12 protein-coding genes are annotated in these 15,341 nt (G+C 55.4%); 4 read left to right on the top strand and 8 right to left on the bottom strand.

Features of this window, described 5'->3' with window-relative positions:
* Nucleotides 1-137: 137 nt before the first annotated feature.
* The 4 genes from KO486_RS05430 to KO486_RS05415 all read right to left on the bottom strand — a co-directional run bounded on the left by KO486_RS05430 (nt 138) and on the right by KO486_RS05415 (nt 6,822).
* Nucleotides 138-1,706 carry a bifunctional 3-(3-hydroxy-phenyl)propionate/3-hydroxycinnamic acid hydroxylase gene (locus tag KO486_RS05430; protein WP_354667487.1) on the bottom strand — a complete coding sequence of 523 codons (1,569 nt, stop codon included), beginning with the start codon at nt 1,704-1,706 and terminating at the stop codon, nt 138-140.
* Entirely contained in the window at nt 1,703-4,057 is a 2,355-nt protein-coding gene (locus tag KO486_RS05425) for a TRAP transporter fused permease subunit (RefSeq protein ID WP_216036245.1), read from the bottom strand. The genes KO486_RS05430 and KO486_RS05425 overlap by 4 nt, the downstream gene beginning before the upstream one ends.
* Before the next feature lie 63 nt (nt 4,058-4,120).
* Nucleotides 4,121-5,167 (bottom strand): C4-dicarboxylate ABC transporter substrate-binding protein, encoded by a 1,047-nt coding sequence (locus tag KO486_RS05420; RefSeq protein WP_216036244.1) that lies wholly within the window; start codon nt 5,165-5,167, stop codon nt 4,121-4,123.
* 23 nt (nt 5,168-5,190) lie between these two features.
* Nucleotides 5,191-6,822 (bottom strand): alkaline phosphatase family protein, encoded by a 1,632-nt coding sequence (locus tag KO486_RS05415; RefSeq protein WP_216036243.1) that lies wholly within the window; start codon nt 6,820-6,822, stop codon nt 5,191-5,193.
* Nucleotides 6,823-7,001: 179 nt separating this feature from the next.
* Between KO486_RS05415 and KO486_RS05410 the strand changes: the two genes are divergently transcribed.
* The gene (locus KO486_RS05410; RefSeq protein WP_216036242.1) at nt 7,002-7,946 is read left to right on the top strand and encodes a LysR family transcriptional regulator; all 945 of its coding nucleotides are present in this window, start codon (nt 7,002-7,004) and stop codon (nt 7,944-7,946) included.
* 400 nt (nt 7,947-8,346) lie between these two features.
* On the opposite strand, the gene KO486_RS05405 is transcribed toward KO486_RS05410, so the two are convergent.
* From KO486_RS05405 to KO486_RS05390, 4 genes are all read right to left on the bottom strand, one after another.
* Complete coding sequence (locus KO486_RS05405; protein ID WP_216036241.1) at nt 8,347-8,880, bottom strand: ricin-type beta-trefoil lectin domain protein; 534 nt, start codon at nt 8,878-8,880, stop codon at nt 8,347-8,349.
* Between the two features lie 37 nt (nt 8,881-8,917).
* On the bottom strand, nt 8,918-9,559 hold the full coding sequence (locus KO486_RS05400; protein ID WP_216036240.1) for a PEBP family protein: 642 nt from the start codon (nt 9,557-9,559) through the stop codon (nt 8,918-8,920).
* 123 nt (nt 9,560-9,682) lie between these two features.
* The gene (locus KO486_RS05395) at nt 9,683-10,363 is read right to left on the bottom strand and encodes a response regulator (protein ID WP_216036239.1); all 681 of its coding nucleotides are present in this window, start codon (nt 10,361-10,363) and stop codon (nt 9,683-9,685) included.
* Nucleotides 10,360-11,757, bottom strand: coding sequence for an ATP-binding protein (locus tag KO486_RS05390; protein ID WP_216036238.1), 1,398 nt, complete (start codon nt 11,755-11,757; stop codon nt 10,360-10,362). The genes KO486_RS05395 and KO486_RS05390 overlap by 4 nt, the downstream gene beginning before the upstream one ends.
* Nucleotides 11,758-11,967: 210 nt before the next feature.
* Here KO486_RS05390 and KO486_RS05385 point away from each other — a divergent pair, with 210 nt between their 5' ends.
* From KO486_RS05385 to KO486_RS05375, 3 genes are read left to right on the top strand one after another with little or no spacing between them, the layout of a single operon-like run.
* Nucleotides 11,968-13,314: a ferric reductase-like transmembrane domain-containing protein gene (locus KO486_RS05385; RefSeq protein WP_216036237.1), complete on the top strand. Its 1,347-nt coding sequence runs from the start codon at nt 11,968-11,970 to the stop codon at nt 13,312-13,314.
* Nucleotides 13,315-13,339: 25 nt separating this feature from the next.
* Complete coding sequence (locus KO486_RS05380; RefSeq protein WP_216036236.1) at nt 13,340-14,584, top strand: DUF1566 domain-containing protein; 1,245 nt, start codon at nt 13,340-13,342, stop codon at nt 14,582-14,584.
* A 14-nt stretch (nt 14,585-14,598) separates the two neighbouring features.
* A complete protein-coding gene (locus KO486_RS05375; protein ID WP_216036235.1) occupies nt 14,599-15,306 on the top strand; it encodes a hypothetical protein in 708 nt (235 codons plus the stop codon).
* Nucleotides 15,307-15,341: the final 35 nt, after the last annotated feature.

Genomic DNA, 15,341 nt, shown 5'->3' with positions numbered 1-15,341 from the left:
ATCGCGCAGCATTTTGATGGAGCCGATGACTGCAATGCGGACTTTCCCGACCTTCGCTGCAGCTTCACCAATGGCTGCTTTTAGCTCTTGTCGTGTGCTCTCGTGACTGAATTGCCAATCAACCACTATCTGAATAGTCAAATCGTCCTAATGCCGAGCTTATCGATGATCGTGTCTAAGCAATTTGCCAATTGTGTGGTGGTTCTAGCGGTCGCTGCAACATAAAAGTCGGGGCGCACGATCATGTATCGCGCATCGATCTCTCGCGCCCAATCGGCATATGTGGCGTCTTTTGTGATGACATCGTATCCAACGCCATCCGGCCCAACCGACAGTAACTGGCCATCAAGCTTGGCGAGTGCAATCTGATGCACGTGGTTCAACACGCCTTCAGTTGCACACTCCAACGCCAGCACCATCCAGCCTTGCCCGACAGCCTGATCAAACCGGTCCTGTCTACCGTCAAACCGCACGATACCTTGGGGGGAAAGCTCTCCTGCGCCGGGGCTATCGTCGCACCACACTCCTGAGCCGAGCTTTACCAAATCCCCTGTGATCGGCTTGTGGTCGCGTGCCGCGAGATTCTCCATCATCCGCGCATCGCGTGCTGCAGCTTTGTCGGGATCGGCGATGCAGATAATCTCGCCAAGGTCTTGGCTAAACTGAATGTAATGTTTGGCGTGGGCGATGCGTTCGCTTTCATAGCTGTCTAGCACCTTCGCGGAGAATCTTCCGTCAAGAATACCAGATAACCGCCATCCCAGTGCCACAGCATCGCGCAAGCCTGCACACATCCCCTCGCCCGCAAAGGGGGGCATCAGGTGTGCGGCGTCCCCTGCTATCATGCAGCGCCCCGCCAGCCATTGATCTGCGTATTGGGCTTGGAAACGGTAGACAGCACTGCGTTCCAGTTCCGCAGTTTCAGGTGTCAGCCCCCATGGCTCCAACAGGCGCCACGCAGTTTCTGGCTTGGCCATGTCGTCCGTGTTCTCGGACGGCAACACCATGAATTCCCAACGCCGACGGCCAGGGCCGCCGGGCACAATGGTTGTGGGGCGTTTGGGATCGCACAACTGCCACTGTGCAGGCGAGGTTTTATACCCCGCATGCGGGATCATATCGAGGATGAGCCAATCGAAAAAATAGCCTTTGTCGATCACCGGTAACCCAAGACTGTCACGCACAAAGCTATTGGCCCCGTCCGCCCCAACAACAAACTGCGCAGTCAGGGTTTTGCGGCTTTGATTGGTGGCTGTATCTTGAGTGATAACCTGCACACGGTCGTTGTCCTGCGAAAGATCCACAGCCGTCCACCCACGCAAAAGCGTCACGGTGGGCAATGTCTCAACCATCTTGATCAGGCGTGCTTCGAGTTCGGGCTGGTTGAACCAATAGGTGACATGCCAGCCACACGGCGCGAGGCTTTCCCAGTCGACAATTTGCAAGTCCTGTAGGTCCGCGTTCTTCCAGTAATACAGCTCTTTGTGGTTCTCGAAGGCGGGATCGGTGTCGCAATCAATGCCCAAAGTGGCAAGGATACGTGCTACTTCCGCATCCATCGTTACGGCGCGGGGGCGCTCATAGATGTGGGGCCATTTTTCGGCTATGGTGACGGACTTACCGGCGCGGCCTAACAATATCGCCAACAGCAAGCCAACCGGTCCGGCCCCGACGATCGCCACATCTGTATCTATCTCGGACGTCACGCTTGTATCAGCCCTTGCCTCTTCGACGTTGCATGCCAAACAATCATGATCACGGCGCCCGTGATACCCGCAACCTGAAGAGTTGTATTGAACGACATGATTGTCACGGCCAGACCCAAGCGCATAAAGATTTCCCAACTCGCCAGCTTGCGCTTGTCAAATCCGGCAAGCGAGCTTGCCAGTAAATAGAGCGCGAGGGCGGTCTTGCCAAGGATGAGGGCGAGCGCTGTCCAGTTCGTCTCACCGTCATACCCGGCCAAGTAGATTTGCGCCCCACTGGCGCTTTTGACCGGATCGATAACGGCTGCTTCGATCAGTAGAATTTCTGGATAAAGCGCAAAAATGAACGGGATCACGAACATGACGATGCCCGACTTTACAGCAGAAAATCCAGTGGCCATCGGACCTGCGCCAGTGATGGACGCGGCGGCAAATGCGGCCAAGGCTATGGGCGGGGTTATCGCGCTGGCGACTGCGAAATAGAAGATGAACATATGCGCAGTAAAGGTCGCAATCCCGAGCCCCGCCAGAACCGGGCCCATCAACAACGCGACGTTGATGTAGGCAGGAACAGCGGGCATGCCCATGCCCAGCAAGATCGCGATGAACATCGTGACAAACAGCGCGAGCAGCTGGAAACCGACGGACCCGTCTTGTCCAAGGTTCAGCGAATTGAGCCACCCCAAGACGTCCAGAGAAATAAAGTTCGGCAGGCCCGTGAATTGTAGGCAGAAGTCGATAACGGAAACGGCCAGAAACATGAGATAAAGCGACGACACCAGAATGCCGGCATCTGACAATGCATCGACAATCTTGGCGGGCTTTTGGCGCACGTTCGGATCCAAAAACAACAGCGCGATCAGAAGGATGACCGCCCACCACCCCGCACTCCCAGCGTCTCCGGCAGCATTTTGGACGGTCTGTTGAAACCATGACAGGCTTTGGACCACGCAGGTGCCATCCACAAAGCTCCGCTCCGCACCCAAAATACCACCCAGTACCCCGCAGCCCACCGTATCTTTCGTCGCCAGCAGCAAGGACAAGATCAAAAGAATTGGCCCGAATATCATGGTCAGGTTCAATATATCCTGCGGCGACATGCGCATATCATCGGTCAACTCACCGATCGCTTTGATGTTCTGTTTGCGGGCTTGAAAGACGACCGACAGGAACAAGCAAAAGAAGTAAGCAACGGCTGGAATAATCGCAGCAATGATGACCTGCGAGTAAGGAACGACCGTGAGAGACGCCAATACAAATGCCGCAATCCCCATGATAGGTGGCATGATTGATCCACCTGATGACGCGGCCGCCTCAACGCCTCCGGCAAACACTTTAGAATAACCACGCTTGACCATCATCGGGATCGTCAGAACACCCGTCGACAGAACGTTGACGATTGGCCCGCCAGAAATGGTCCCGAACATCGCCGAGGAAACGATCGCGGCATGGGCTGGCCCGCCGCGTAACCTCCGCGTCCAACGAAACGCGAGTTTGATAAGCGACTGCCCTCCGGCAGAGGCACCGAACAGCGATCCCAGTACGAGATAAGGGAATATCGTATTGAGCATTATATCCATGAACCGGCCCATCAGGCCGGATGCATTATTGACCAGAATGTCGTGCACACGCGGTCGCCCGTCTGACAGAAGGCGAGGCTCTCCAGCAAGTTTGGTCATCAGGTATTTATTGATGTCTTCAGGGCCATGAAAATACCAAACAAGGACCGTGACGATGGTGTAAAGCGCCACGGCAAGGGCCACCAGAACAAGGGCCAGACCCCAAACGCGGATATTGTAGGCCAGAAAAATCAGAACCGTCAGGCCAACAATCAGAACCAACCAGCCACCCGTATTACCGACACAACTGGGGTCTTCGACGGTTGAGGGTGGAGGAAGGCCCATGGTCGTGGCGATCTCGGTTTCGATCCTCAGCGCCTCTGCGGTTAGGCGTGCCCTCTCGCCGGTGATCTGATCGATCAAACAGATCGATTCAATTTCAACGACGTAAGTGACGGAGACTGTGAAGGCCGCGGCGACCATCGCGATATCCATCAGCAACCCAAGGCGGCGTTTACCGGTGGGTTCGTTTTCCCATGATTTCCATGCTGAATGCTTCAACACGACGCACAGCATCATGCATGCAAAGGCAAACGGGTAAAACCACTCTGTCGGGAATTTGCGGATCTTGAGCCAATCGAGCCCGGTCAGATTGCGCAATCCGTCGTCCAGTCCGGGAACCCCGGGGATCGCATTCGTCAATCCTGCGACAACGATAAACAAGGATAGCCAAAACAGAACCCCGCGCGGCTTTGCCTCCAGATGGGTATCAGGACTTGAAGTCTGGTTCATATTGCCGCCTGCGCCAAGAATTTGGAGAGAGCGGCAAAATTGCCGCCCTCATTTTTCAGACCCTTATGGCAGCGCGCATTCGGGCAACACATAGCCTGCTTCTTCCCACGCACGAACGGCACCTGGATGGTATTTCAGGGGATTTGGACCACACATTCCGGTCATGGCGATGTCCGTTTCGCCCAACCAGCCACTGGCCATCGCAGGGGTTCTTGCGGTGATCTGTTCCAACCCGTCAAGGAAGGTCTTGGTGAGTTGATAGGCCAGTTCTTCGTCCATCGATACGTTCACAACGTCCCCACCAATGTCGGCATAGCCGCGAAACATTCCGTCCTCGGACACGATGCGAATGTTGGGTCCGACAAGATCATCGACGATTGGCTCAACCACGGCAGCGTTGCCCGGCGCATTGCTAAAGTTTGTTCCTGCTTCCCCCTCAAAGATTTCCTTTGGGAAGGAATAAACAACCATTCCACCTGAAGATGCAGCTTGCGCATGACGTGCATCCGGAAAGTTTACGGGCAGAATATGCGCATCTGCTGACCCTTCGGTGATCGTGGACACCATCTGGCCCCAGTTGACCTGAATACCGGTGTAGCCTTCGCCGTCGTCCAATCCTGAAACAAGGCGGGCCATCGCCCGTGCCTTATTCAAGGCCGCGCCACGTGGTGGGCCATTGTAGATAGTCGCGCCTTCGATCGAATCCCACCCGCCAAAATTGCTACTTTCATAGGAAGACAGTGCGAACACCGAAAGCTGATAAGTATAAAGAACCGAAAGGTTGGACGCCAATTCGGCACCAGCCTCTGGCCCAACGCTGGCGTAGGGTCCAGCCCCTCTGGACAGCAGGAACGGCAAAACAAATGGTGCCGCTGCGATGTCCGTTTTACCTTCTGCGACGTTCTGAATTGAGTTGGTCAGTGTTTGACCCGTCGCAACCTGAATATTGGCAAGGCCCGAAGCTGCCGCAAGTTCGGCGACCCCTAACATTGCCTGCGCTGCGGTTTGCGTCGCAGGCGTTGTCTCTCCCGTCAAGTTTGCCTGCGCATGCGCCCCCGTCGTTAATCCCAAGGCCAGTAAGGCCCCCGTTATCGTGGTTTTCTTAGACATAATGTTCCTCCCAAACAGTCTGTTTATCCAATCGTGTGGTTGGGCAAAGTCCTCCCTTCGCCCTCAAGTTCTTCCTTGTCCCGAAACCCGATGAGAATACCGGGGGGTTCCTTGTTTGCGGCCATCTTGTTGACGGCCTCAGCTGTGCGCGTAATCCGGTTGTGGTGGCGGCGCGTCCATTCAAAGTGAAGCGCCTGAAGCCGCGCGACCTCGCCCGCAAAGTCGGGATCAGTGCCCAGATCTCTCAGCTCGCCCGGATCATTTTGCAGATCGAAAAGCATTGGGTCCATTTTCTCGACGTATGTGTATTTCCAACGTCCATCAAAGATCATCGTCAGGCGCGCATCGGACTGATCGACGCCAACGTCCTGCCTCGCGTCACGCGTGGAGTAATCATATTCGGAGACGGCAAAGCTGCGCCAGTCTGTGTCTTGACCGTGCAGCAGTGGCGTAAGAGAGCGGCCTTCCATGATGTGCGGCTTGGCTTGCCCGCCCATGAACTCAAGGAAGGTCGGGGCAAGATCAATTGCTTCGACCAAGGCGTCCGTGCTTGTTCCACGCGTCGCGTCTGCCTCAGCGCGCGGATCATAAACCAAAAGCGGAATGCGCGCTGAGCAATCGTAGAACAGGTCTTTCTCACCCAGCCAATGATCGCCCATGTTGTCGCCATGATCAGAGCAGAACACGATCATCGTGTCCTCCATGCGACCACTTTCGCGGAGGTAAGCAAAAAGGCGGCCCATTTGATCGTCGAGCTCTTTTATTAGGCCCATGTAACAGGGTGCCACCAAATCGCGCACCTCGTCTTTGGACATGGTTTGGCAGACCCGCATGTTCATCCACGCTTGCATCAAGGGATGCGTGGCGTCACGTTCTTTAGCGCTGCGATTGACGGGCGGAAGGTCTTGTGCCGTGTACATATCGTTGTAAGGCGCGGGGGCCAAATAGGGCCAGTGTGGTTTGATGTAACTCAGGTGGCATAACCAAGGTTGATCGCCCTGTTCTTCAATATATTCGATGCCCCGTGTCGTCAGCCACGCGGTTTCAGAATGCTCTTTCGGGACGCGGGCGGCCAGTGGCGCGTTGTCCAAAAGCCAGCCAGACCGCATTTTCCCATCAGGTCCAATCGCGGTGTTGGCCCATTCCTCCCAAGGATTTTCGCCGTCCATACCGTGATCGCGCAGGTACTGATCGTAATCCTGTCCATGGCGACCCGGATAGGCAGAATTATTGGTGCCGTCGTCACGCACCTTCACGTCAAATCCGCATTCAGACACGAGGGCGCCGATGGTGCTTTCGGGTGAAATCCCCAATCGTTTCATACCTTCGCGATCCGGCGTCATATGCGTCTTGCCCACAAGTGAACATTTCGCCCCGATCTCGCGCAGGTGATCGCCCAAAGTCGGCTCACCAATCCGCAACGGAAATCCATTCCAGGTCGACCCGTGCGAGCGGACATATCGCCCTGTGTAAAAGCTCATGCGGCTGGGTCCGCAGATCGGGGATTGCACATAGGTCTTGTTGAACCTGACCCCCTGAGAGGCCAACCAATCCAGATTGGGCGTGTCGATGTGGTCTGCGCCGTAACAGCTCAGGTAATCCCAACGCAGTTGGTCAGCCATAATGAAAAGAACGTTCTTGCTGCTCTTAGACATAAGCACACAACCGCGACACGTTTCGCGCGTCGGCGCGCGGACCACCCCAAGTGTCGCCATTAAGTTTCACGACCGTGCTCCTCCCCGAACAAATGCGTTTAAAACTGCTGGCGTTTAGCTTTGACGCCCAAAACATATCTGTCTAGTCATGATTCAACAACTTAACTTGCGATTTTGATATGAACATCGACCCCAGACATCTTGAGCAGCTTGCGGCCATCCTTGAGTTCGGCACGTTCAATGAGGCTGCCAAACGCCTAGGCACATCGCAGTCCGCGCTCAGCCGTATGATCACGGACCTCGAAATCAGAATCGGCACCCAGCTATTTGAGCGCAGCCGCCGCCCGTTGATGCCAACCGAGGTGTGTAAAAAACTGGCCAATCATGGGCGCACTATAGACGCCACGCGTCGCCGCGCGCTGGAAGATATACAGATTGTTTTGGAGGGCATGAGCGGAGAGCTCAAGATCGGCGCACCGCCGTTCTTGTGTCAGCGGTTGGTCGGCGAAGCCATTTCAAGTTTCTTGCAACATCGACCCGAAATTGAGGTGAAGCTTGTCTCGGAGTATTTCCCGCAACTTGAGCGTCGGATTCTCTTGAACCAGTTGGACGTCATTATTTGCCCCTTGCGTTTGCTGACAGCATCCATTGATGACTTAACCGTCGCGCCGTTGTTCCAAGACGCTCATGTTATTGCAGGGCGCGCTGAACATTGGTTGCTTAAACAAAGCACGATCACTGCGGACGACCTTGAAAAAGCCACTTGGGTCAGCCACGCAGACGAAAGCCAGTTACAGTCAGACATGGCCGCGGCGCTGACGTATCTTGGTGTCAGAAATCTGAAAATTGCGTTTCAAAGTGGATCCGCCGGAGCCATATTAGAGATGCTCCGCCACACCGACTTTTTGACCGTACTGCCGAGGTACGCACTGCGTCACCGAGGGGAGAACAGCAGGTTGGCCGAGCTCCCAGTGCAACTCACGCTTTCATCCACGTCTGTCGGAATGGTATCATCAAGCAATCGACTTGAAAGCCCATTGCTCGCTGCATTCACGGCACACATGCGCGAATACGTTGCCAAAGAATCTCCGGCTTTGCACTTGGCAACGCCAACTGAGGAATAGACACGGACAGCTATCCTAGTTTCATAGGGCCGCTCTTCCCGCTTGAATTCACTCGAATGGGTGGGCTGCAAAAAATTCAACAGCCGAAAACGTTCTGGAAAAGCAAGTCATCAGACTGTGGGCCGAACAGATTTTGCATACAATTTCTAAATACTGGGAGGGCCAGAATCCCAAAGGTCAATTCGTTAGTGCTTATTAAACCCGACATTCGCTGCGGCACAGAAAGATGACATATTGGGCTCGAAGCGGACTTTAGCTGCACGTACCAACAGTTCGAGTGGAATTTTGACAGCCTAAGGTCGGCTTGAGGGACAATCCAAATTTTCCCTGCGGCAGCGCCAAGGGGCCGCTTTCGGTGGAAATACCAAAAGCGGCCCAGTTTTGACTAGTCAGAGTTAAATTACTCGCCTGCAGTACGATGGCTCCACGTCTGGCTAGCCGCGCTGTCTTCACTGCAGGCCTCTAGTGCGAGTTCTTTGATCTGGTTGGTGTCGCTGCGGCCCGTCCGAGTGTCTTCGGCAAGCGTCAGGCACATTTCGGGCGCCGATGCGGGAACAATCTCGCCTTCGCCAGAGAAGACGAAGTCTTGTTTCACGTCATCACTGCAATCGGCCAAGCCGACGGTCGCGCCAGCTTCGGTTGATGAAACTTCGGCGCAAACATCAAATTCCGGCATGTAAAGTTGGCCGTCGGCGAACCGTTCGGTGTCAAAACCTTGGTCCACGAAGATCTCGCCCGACGGGCTGTAGCAGGTATGACCCTGAAGTCCGTTGCTTGGGTCGGCTTGCGCCCCCTGACCACCCGAAATGTCGAGGCAATATCCGTCTTGCGTATTGTCGAGCATATCGATGAGGTTGATCTCAACTGTATCGGCTTGGGCGACTGCGGCTGACAGAAACAAGGCGGCTGTGGCAAGTGTGAAGGTCTTGGTCATCGGTGTTTTCCTTTATGTAAACGAAGGGGGTGTGGTCCTATTCCACAGTGAGGCGGCACAGGACGATGTTGCTTTGTTCAAGGTCCGGCCCCCAGATAAATTCCGCGCCCGAGGACCATGTGACATCGTCGTAGCCCATCTTTGGATCGACTTGTGCCGAGGTGTAGACGTCGGCCATTGGCCAGCCTGAGGCGTCGAAATCAGCGGTATCCCAACCGTCTGGCTCTGCCGAAATGTCGAAGGTACAGGAGCCTTCTCCCGCGACCGGATCGCTTTCATCCTCGCAATTTTTGTCGAGGGGCGCGGTGTGGGTGACGAGGCACTGCCAATCAGAATTGCTGACCACGACGGTTTCCCCAGCCGCATCTTTGATCTGGAAAATCACTCCGCCATCGCCCATCTGTTGGCGTCCGGTCCTGATGTATTCAAGGCCGGTGTCGTTTTCGATGAAGTCCTTTGCCACCAGCCCGATGACAAAGGGGCGCTCTGCTTCAAATGTGAAGCTTTCGGCATTGAACGACCGTTCGGTTGTGATGGGTACGCTGTCTTCGGCGACTTGTTCGCCGTTAACGCGCATTTCAAACCAATTGTCGGCCCATACATCTGCCGAAAAAGTGTCGGCTGTGGCAATAGCGGGTAGAACGAGCATTAGGGCCGTTGGGGTGAATATTCTGGGCATGTTGATTCCTTTAGCGTCTGGTTAACCTGAGATATGTCCTGACACATTGGAGACAGAATGAAGAGATTGTGCAGGAAAAACGAAGGCGACTTCCCGCCGAAGCTAGACCCGTTCAACCAAACCCTAACCTTCGTATGCGTAGCCCACCCCATAAACCGACCGGATCGGGTCCCAGTCGCTGTTTGAACTGATCTTGCGACGGATGTTGCGAATGTGACTGTCGATTGTCCGATCAAACACCTCCGCACTGTCGGGAAACGCCAACGTCAGGAGTTGATCGCGTGAAAACACCCGGCCCGGGCGCTTGACCAGCGCTGCCAGCAAGGAAAGTTCTCGCCGTGTGAGTTCCAGATCAACCCCGTCCAGCTCGGCCTTCCAGCTGTCCGCGTCTATTTGGAGTCCCGCGTTCGTTTCGACCTTGGGGGCCAGCCCTGCGGGGGGGCGGCGACGCAGGACGGCACGCACACGCGCGACCAGCTCGCGGGGTGAATAGGGTTTGCAGACATAGTCGTCCGCGCCAAGTTCAAGCCCGAGGAGCCGGTCGATTTCCTCGACCCGCGCCGTTGTCATTATGATGGGTACATCGGATTTCTGGCGCAGTTCGCGGCAAATGGTGAGGCCGTCAACACCCGGAAGCATGATATCGAGAATGATAAGGTCATAGGCCGTGCCGAAGGCAGTTTGCACCGCGTGTGTGCCCTCAGCCAGCATGTCCACCTCCATCCCATCCGCGAGGAGATAGTCGCGGACAACTTCCGCAAGGGCCATTTCATCCTCGACGATCAAAATTCGTGGTTTGGTCATTTCCGCTTCTCCGGTAGCGCAATAGTGATATTCAAGCCGCCCAGATCTGACGTCGCGGCTGTGATCGTTCCCCCATGTGCCTCGACAATTGCCTTGCAGACAGACAGGCCCAATCCCGAGCCACCGAGGGCACGCGAACGCGATTCTTCTGCACGGCTAAAACGGTCGAAAATCCGAGGCAGCGTTTCGTGAGGTGGCGTTGGCGGCGTGTCGTCAATCGCCAAATGTGCAAAGCCATCGCTGAGCCAGATCCGCAGCCGCACCTTGCCGGGCGCATCCGTATAGCGACGCGTGTTCTGCAACAGGTTGTCGATGATCTGAGCAATCCGAAGCCTGTCGCAGCCCAGCAGAAGGGTTTCGGGAAAAACGCATTGAATGTCGATGCCTGCCGCCTCAAGGGCGGGCCGTGCGGCCTCCGCGGCCTCGGAAGCGATTTCAACCAGATCTTCGCTGCCCATGTCGGTGGCAAGGTTGGACTCTCGAGAATACGACAGAATCTTGAGGTCCTGCACAAGCCGCGACAAACGCATTTGCGCCGCGTGCATTTCAGCCAGTGTGGCTTCGTCGGGTTTGCGTACCCCGTCCTGCAGGGCCTCGATCTGTGCGCGCAGGACGGCAAGCGGGGTTTGCAATTCATGCGAGGTGTTCGATATCCATTCCCGCTCTGCCTGCGTGGTCTGCGCCAGCGATCGCGCAAGCGCATTGTAATGCGAAATCAGGTCGCCCAACTCGTCGGTTCGATCTTGTGTGATCCGCGTTTCGTAGTCACCTGAAGCAAGCGTTTTCGCCCCGACTTCCAGCCGCTTGATCGGGGTCAGGATTTGCCGTGCGATCAAGTACGCAGCCGCCGCAGAGACAAACAGGGCAATCAATGCCGAATAAACCAGCGATGCGTATTGTCCTTTGAGGAAGAAGGCATCACGCGCAACTTCGGCCTGTAGAGGTGCGTTCAAGCGAATATAACCAAGTCCGTCGCTACCGTAACAATGGCGGTCTAAACAAATGGGCCGCCGCTGAGAGACGGCAGTGCGCTCCGTTGTGCCAGCAATGTAGCGGCCTGATCCATCAAGCAAAGCAAGGCGATCCCCGATCATCAAGGTATCGGCATTGACGTTGTCTTGATCCGTGCCTCCGGGCGGAGTGAAATGCGCGCGCACAAAGTCGTTCCATGCGTGTGGGTCGTCCGCCAGATCAGGCCAACCGGGTGCCTCGGGATCGTGGGACTGCGCCAGTTCTTGCACCAGTTTGTCAAACCGGATCAATTCTCCTCGGAGCAAATATTGCGAGAACCCGTCGCGCATCGACAAGGCCACAAGCAACGCCATCGTCCCGATAACCAAGGCGGCAGTTGCTGCGATGGCGAGGAAAATCTTGATGGTTAATGAACTGCGCAATCGCTCCATTTCTCCTTCATGACACAGCATTGTGCAGAGATCATGCAGATAGTGGTAATGGGCCCTAACTCCGAAAATCCCTTTAAGCCTCTGACAGTATTAACATAAATGCGCTTTCCTCGTGACGTGCGATAAAGCCGACGGCGTGTCGTTGGCTGCACAATTCCCCGCCAGAATGATCACCAAATCGAATCTGCGAGGACAACGGTCATGTTAAGGAATATCAAAATCTCTCTTTGGGGACTCATGGGTGGGCTTACAGCGCTGTGGCTTATTGCCAACCTGCCATTGCCCGAAATCCTAAGTATTATGAATTCCCGCAACCTGCTTTTGCAGCTTTCCGGCGTGATCGCCATGGGCGCAATGAGCGTGGCGATGATCCTTGCTGTGCGGCCCGTTTGGCTAGAGCCTTGGCTGGGCGGTTTGGACAAATCGTACCGTTTGCATAAATGGCTCGGTATTGCGGGTTTGGTGACCGCGATTTTCCACTGGGTGGTGGTAAACGCGCCTAAATGGGCCATGACGCTCGGTCTTTTGGCGGCCCCCGAGCGGGGCGAGCGCCCTGCCGGTGAAGCAGTGGACACCGTTACGATTGAATCGTTCCTGAATGGCTTTCGTGAACCAGCCGAAGGGCTTGGTGAAAAGGCGTTCTATGTCGCGGTTCTTTTGATCGCATTGGCGCTGATCAAGCGCTTTCCGTACCGGCTTTTTGCAAAGACCCACCTGTTCATCGCGGTGGCCTATCTCGTCCTCGTGTTCCACTCCGTTGTGTTGATGGATTTCGCATCGTGGACGCAGCCTGTCGGCATCGTCACGGCGCTTTTGCTGGTCGCCGGAACGGTTTCGGCTGTGATTGTTCTGACACGACAGGTCGGAAAAAAGCGGAAGGTCAATGGCACCGTAGAGGCACAGCACAGCTTTGGTGAAATGAAGGTGCTCGAAACAACGATCCGGCTGGATGACGGATGGAAAGGCCATAAAAGCGGTCAGTTTGCCTTTGTCACCTTTGACAAGAAAGAGGGCGCGCACCCGTTCACGATGGCCTCTGCCTGGGATGCCAGTGATCCCTGCATCACGTTCATTACCAAGGGGTTGGGCGACTACACGGACCATCTACCCGAACAAGTAGAGGTTGGTCGCAAGGCGATCGTCGAAGGGCCTTACGGCGGGTTTACCTTTTCCGACACGGCCCCACGTCAAATTTGGATCGGCGGCGGGATCGGCATCACGCCCTTCATCGCACGGATGAAACAGCTTGCCAGAACGCCCAATGCGCAAAAGGTAGATTTGTTCCACACCACGACAAAGCTTGCCCCCGAAGCGCGCGAGAAGCTGGTGGCGGATGCCAAAGCGGCTGGTGTGAACCTGCATGTATTGGTCGATGATCAAGACGGGTTTCTGACACCTGACAAACTGCGCGCCGCTGTTCCCGATTGGAAAACCGCAAGCGTCTGGTTCTGCGGCCCAGCTGGATTTGGTGACGCGCTGCGCCGTGATCTTTCAGCCCACGGACTGCCCCGCAAAGCCTTCCATCAAGAACTGTTCAACATGCGCTAAGCGCAATCACCCAAGGAGAAAAACAATGACGAAAAGATCACTTTTCACTTCCGTTTCACTGGCACTGCCGACTTATGCAATTGCTGCAAGCGTTGCACTGGCCGAGGCCCCGTTCCCGATCCCTGACACGATGCAGTCCACCTGCTATGATGCCACGCAGGCCATCGATTGCCCCGCAGCGGGCGAGGCGTTCTTTGGTCAAGACGCGCAGGTCGCCGACACGCAAACCAGCTATACCGACAATGGCGACGGCACGATCACTGACAACATCACAGGATTGATGTGGGCGCAGACGCCGGACATGAACGGCGACGGGGACATCCTTGCCGAAGACAAGATGAGCTATGAAGACGCCCTCGCAAGTGCGCAAGACTATGATCTTGGCGGGTATGACGACTGGCGCGTCCCGACGATCAAAGAGATGTATTCCCTAATGAATTTCGACGGCGTTGATCCGTCGGGTTACGAGAGCGAAGACACCTCTGGCCTGATCCCCTTTATTGATCGCGATTATTTCGATTTTGCCTATGGCGACACCGCCGCAGGTGAACGGATCATCGACAGCCAGATGGTTTCAACCAACCTTTATGTCTCCGGAACCAACGCGACGAACGACGCGACCTTGTTTGGTGTGAACTTTGCTGACGGTCGGATCAAAGGCTACGGGCTGACGCTGCATGGTCAACCCAAGCCATTCTTCGTGATGTATGTGCGCGGTGACACGGGCTACGGCGTGAACGATTACACGGACAACGGTGATGGCACAGTGACAGACGCCTCTACTGGTTTGATGTGGTCACAAGCCGACAACGGCGAAGCGATCTCTTGGGAAGCGGCACTTGCTTTTGCGCAAACTGCCAACGCGGAAAGCTACCTCGGTCACGACGACTGGCGCCTGCCCAACATCAAAGAATTGCAAGGCATCGTAGATTACACCCGTTCGCCTGACACGACGGACTCACCTGCGATTGATCCCGTCTTTGAAAGCACACAAATCACCAACGAAGCTGACCAGGACGACTTTGGCTGGGTTTGGTCATCGACCACCCATTCCAACTGGACGGACGAACCGGGCAGCGCCGGCGCCTACATCAGTTTCGGTCGCGCGATGGGGTATTTCGACGACGTCTGGACAGACGTGCATGGCGCAGGGTCACAGCGGTCTGACCCAAAGCTCGGCGATGCGGCAGACTTCCCAGAAGGCAACGGCCCGCAAGGTGACGCGCAACGTATCAACAACTTCGTGCGTCTTGTGCGCGACGTTGAATAGATAGCGAGGACGCGTTGACCACTTGGGCAACTCTATCCGATGGCGACAGGCCATACGCTCGCCCGATCATCGATATTTTGATGATCGGGGTGCTGTGGTCTGTTTCATCATTCGGATATTATGAAATCAAGGATGCGGCGGGTCTACCCAACGGCTACAAGGATGCGCCGCTCCTCTTCTCTGCTTACTATCTTGGTTTCACAGTCTTGGCGGCCCTGCTGTTCCAGCACCGCTTGCGCAAGTGGCAGCCACTTGCCCATGGCGTCCTTCCGATCCTCGCGGTGATTGGCATGATGGCCGTGTTTACCCTCGTCGTTCTTCCGGCATTGCCAGAGATCGACCTGTCCATCGCGCCTCTTGATCCCCCAGAGTTCGTGTTTGCAAATGCCGTCTATTACGTGCCCAAATCCTTTGAGATCCTCTTTCAGCAAGTCCTGATCCTTACGATTGTTTTGCTGTTTTCCGCACTTGGGTGGCAAACACCGCAAATCGGCGTTCTGACGGCGATCCTGTTTGGACTGTTTCATTTGTCGTTGATATTCAACGACGTCACAGCCTTTTACGTCGCGCGTTTTACGATTGCTGCCATCTGTTTCGGCGCAATTGTACCGAGCCTCATGCTCGCAACACACAACGGCGCGACACTCTCATACGGGCTACATTGGGGGTTCTATGTAGCTGACAACATCTTCACTCATTTGATACTGTCCTCATCGTCGTGAGTTTTCACCTGCAACGTATCAGACACGTGTCCGGT

Source organism: Octadecabacter sp. B2R22 (genome assembly GCF_018861045.1).
Lineage (GTDB): Bacteria > Pseudomonadota > Alphaproteobacteria > Rhodobacterales > Rhodobacteraceae > Octadecabacter.
This window is presented reverse-complemented; position numbering and strand designations above follow the sequence as displayed.

Bases quoted from the DNA above. Each gene is read 5' to 3' on its own strand.
- KO486_RS05425 (WP_216036245.1), bottom strand. From the start codon at position 4,057: ATGAACCAGACTTCAAGTCCTGATACCCATCTGGAGGCAAAGCCGCGC.
- KO486_RS05420 (WP_216036244.1), bottom strand. From the start codon at position 5,167: ATGTCTAAGAAAACCACGATAACGGGGGCCTTACTGGCCTTGGGATTA.
- KO486_RS05415 (WP_216036243.1), bottom strand. From the start codon at position 6,822: ATGTCTAAGAGCAGCAAGAACGTTCTTTTCATTATGGCTGACCAACTG.
- KO486_RS05410 (WP_216036242.1), top strand. From the start codon at position 7,002: ATGAACATCGACCCCAGACATCTTGAGCAGCTTGCGGCCATCCTTGAG.
- KO486_RS05405 (WP_216036241.1), bottom strand. From the start codon at position 8,880: ATGACCAAGACCTTCACACTTGCCACAGCCGCCTTGTTTCTGTCAGCC.
- KO486_RS05400 (WP_216036240.1), bottom strand. From the start codon at position 9,559: ATGCCCAGAATATTCACCCCAACGGCCCTAATGCTCGTTCTACCCGCT.
- KO486_RS05395 (WP_216036239.1), bottom strand. From the start codon at position 10,363: ATGACCAAACCACGAATTTTGATCGTCGAGGATGAAATGGCCCTTGCG.
- KO486_RS05385 (WP_216036237.1), top strand. From the start codon at position 11,968: ATGTTAAGGAATATCAAAATCTCTCTTTGGGGACTCATGGGTGGGCTT.
- KO486_RS05380 (WP_216036236.1), top strand. From the start codon at position 13,340: ATGACGAAAAGATCACTTTTCACTTCCGTTTCACTGGCACTGCCGACT.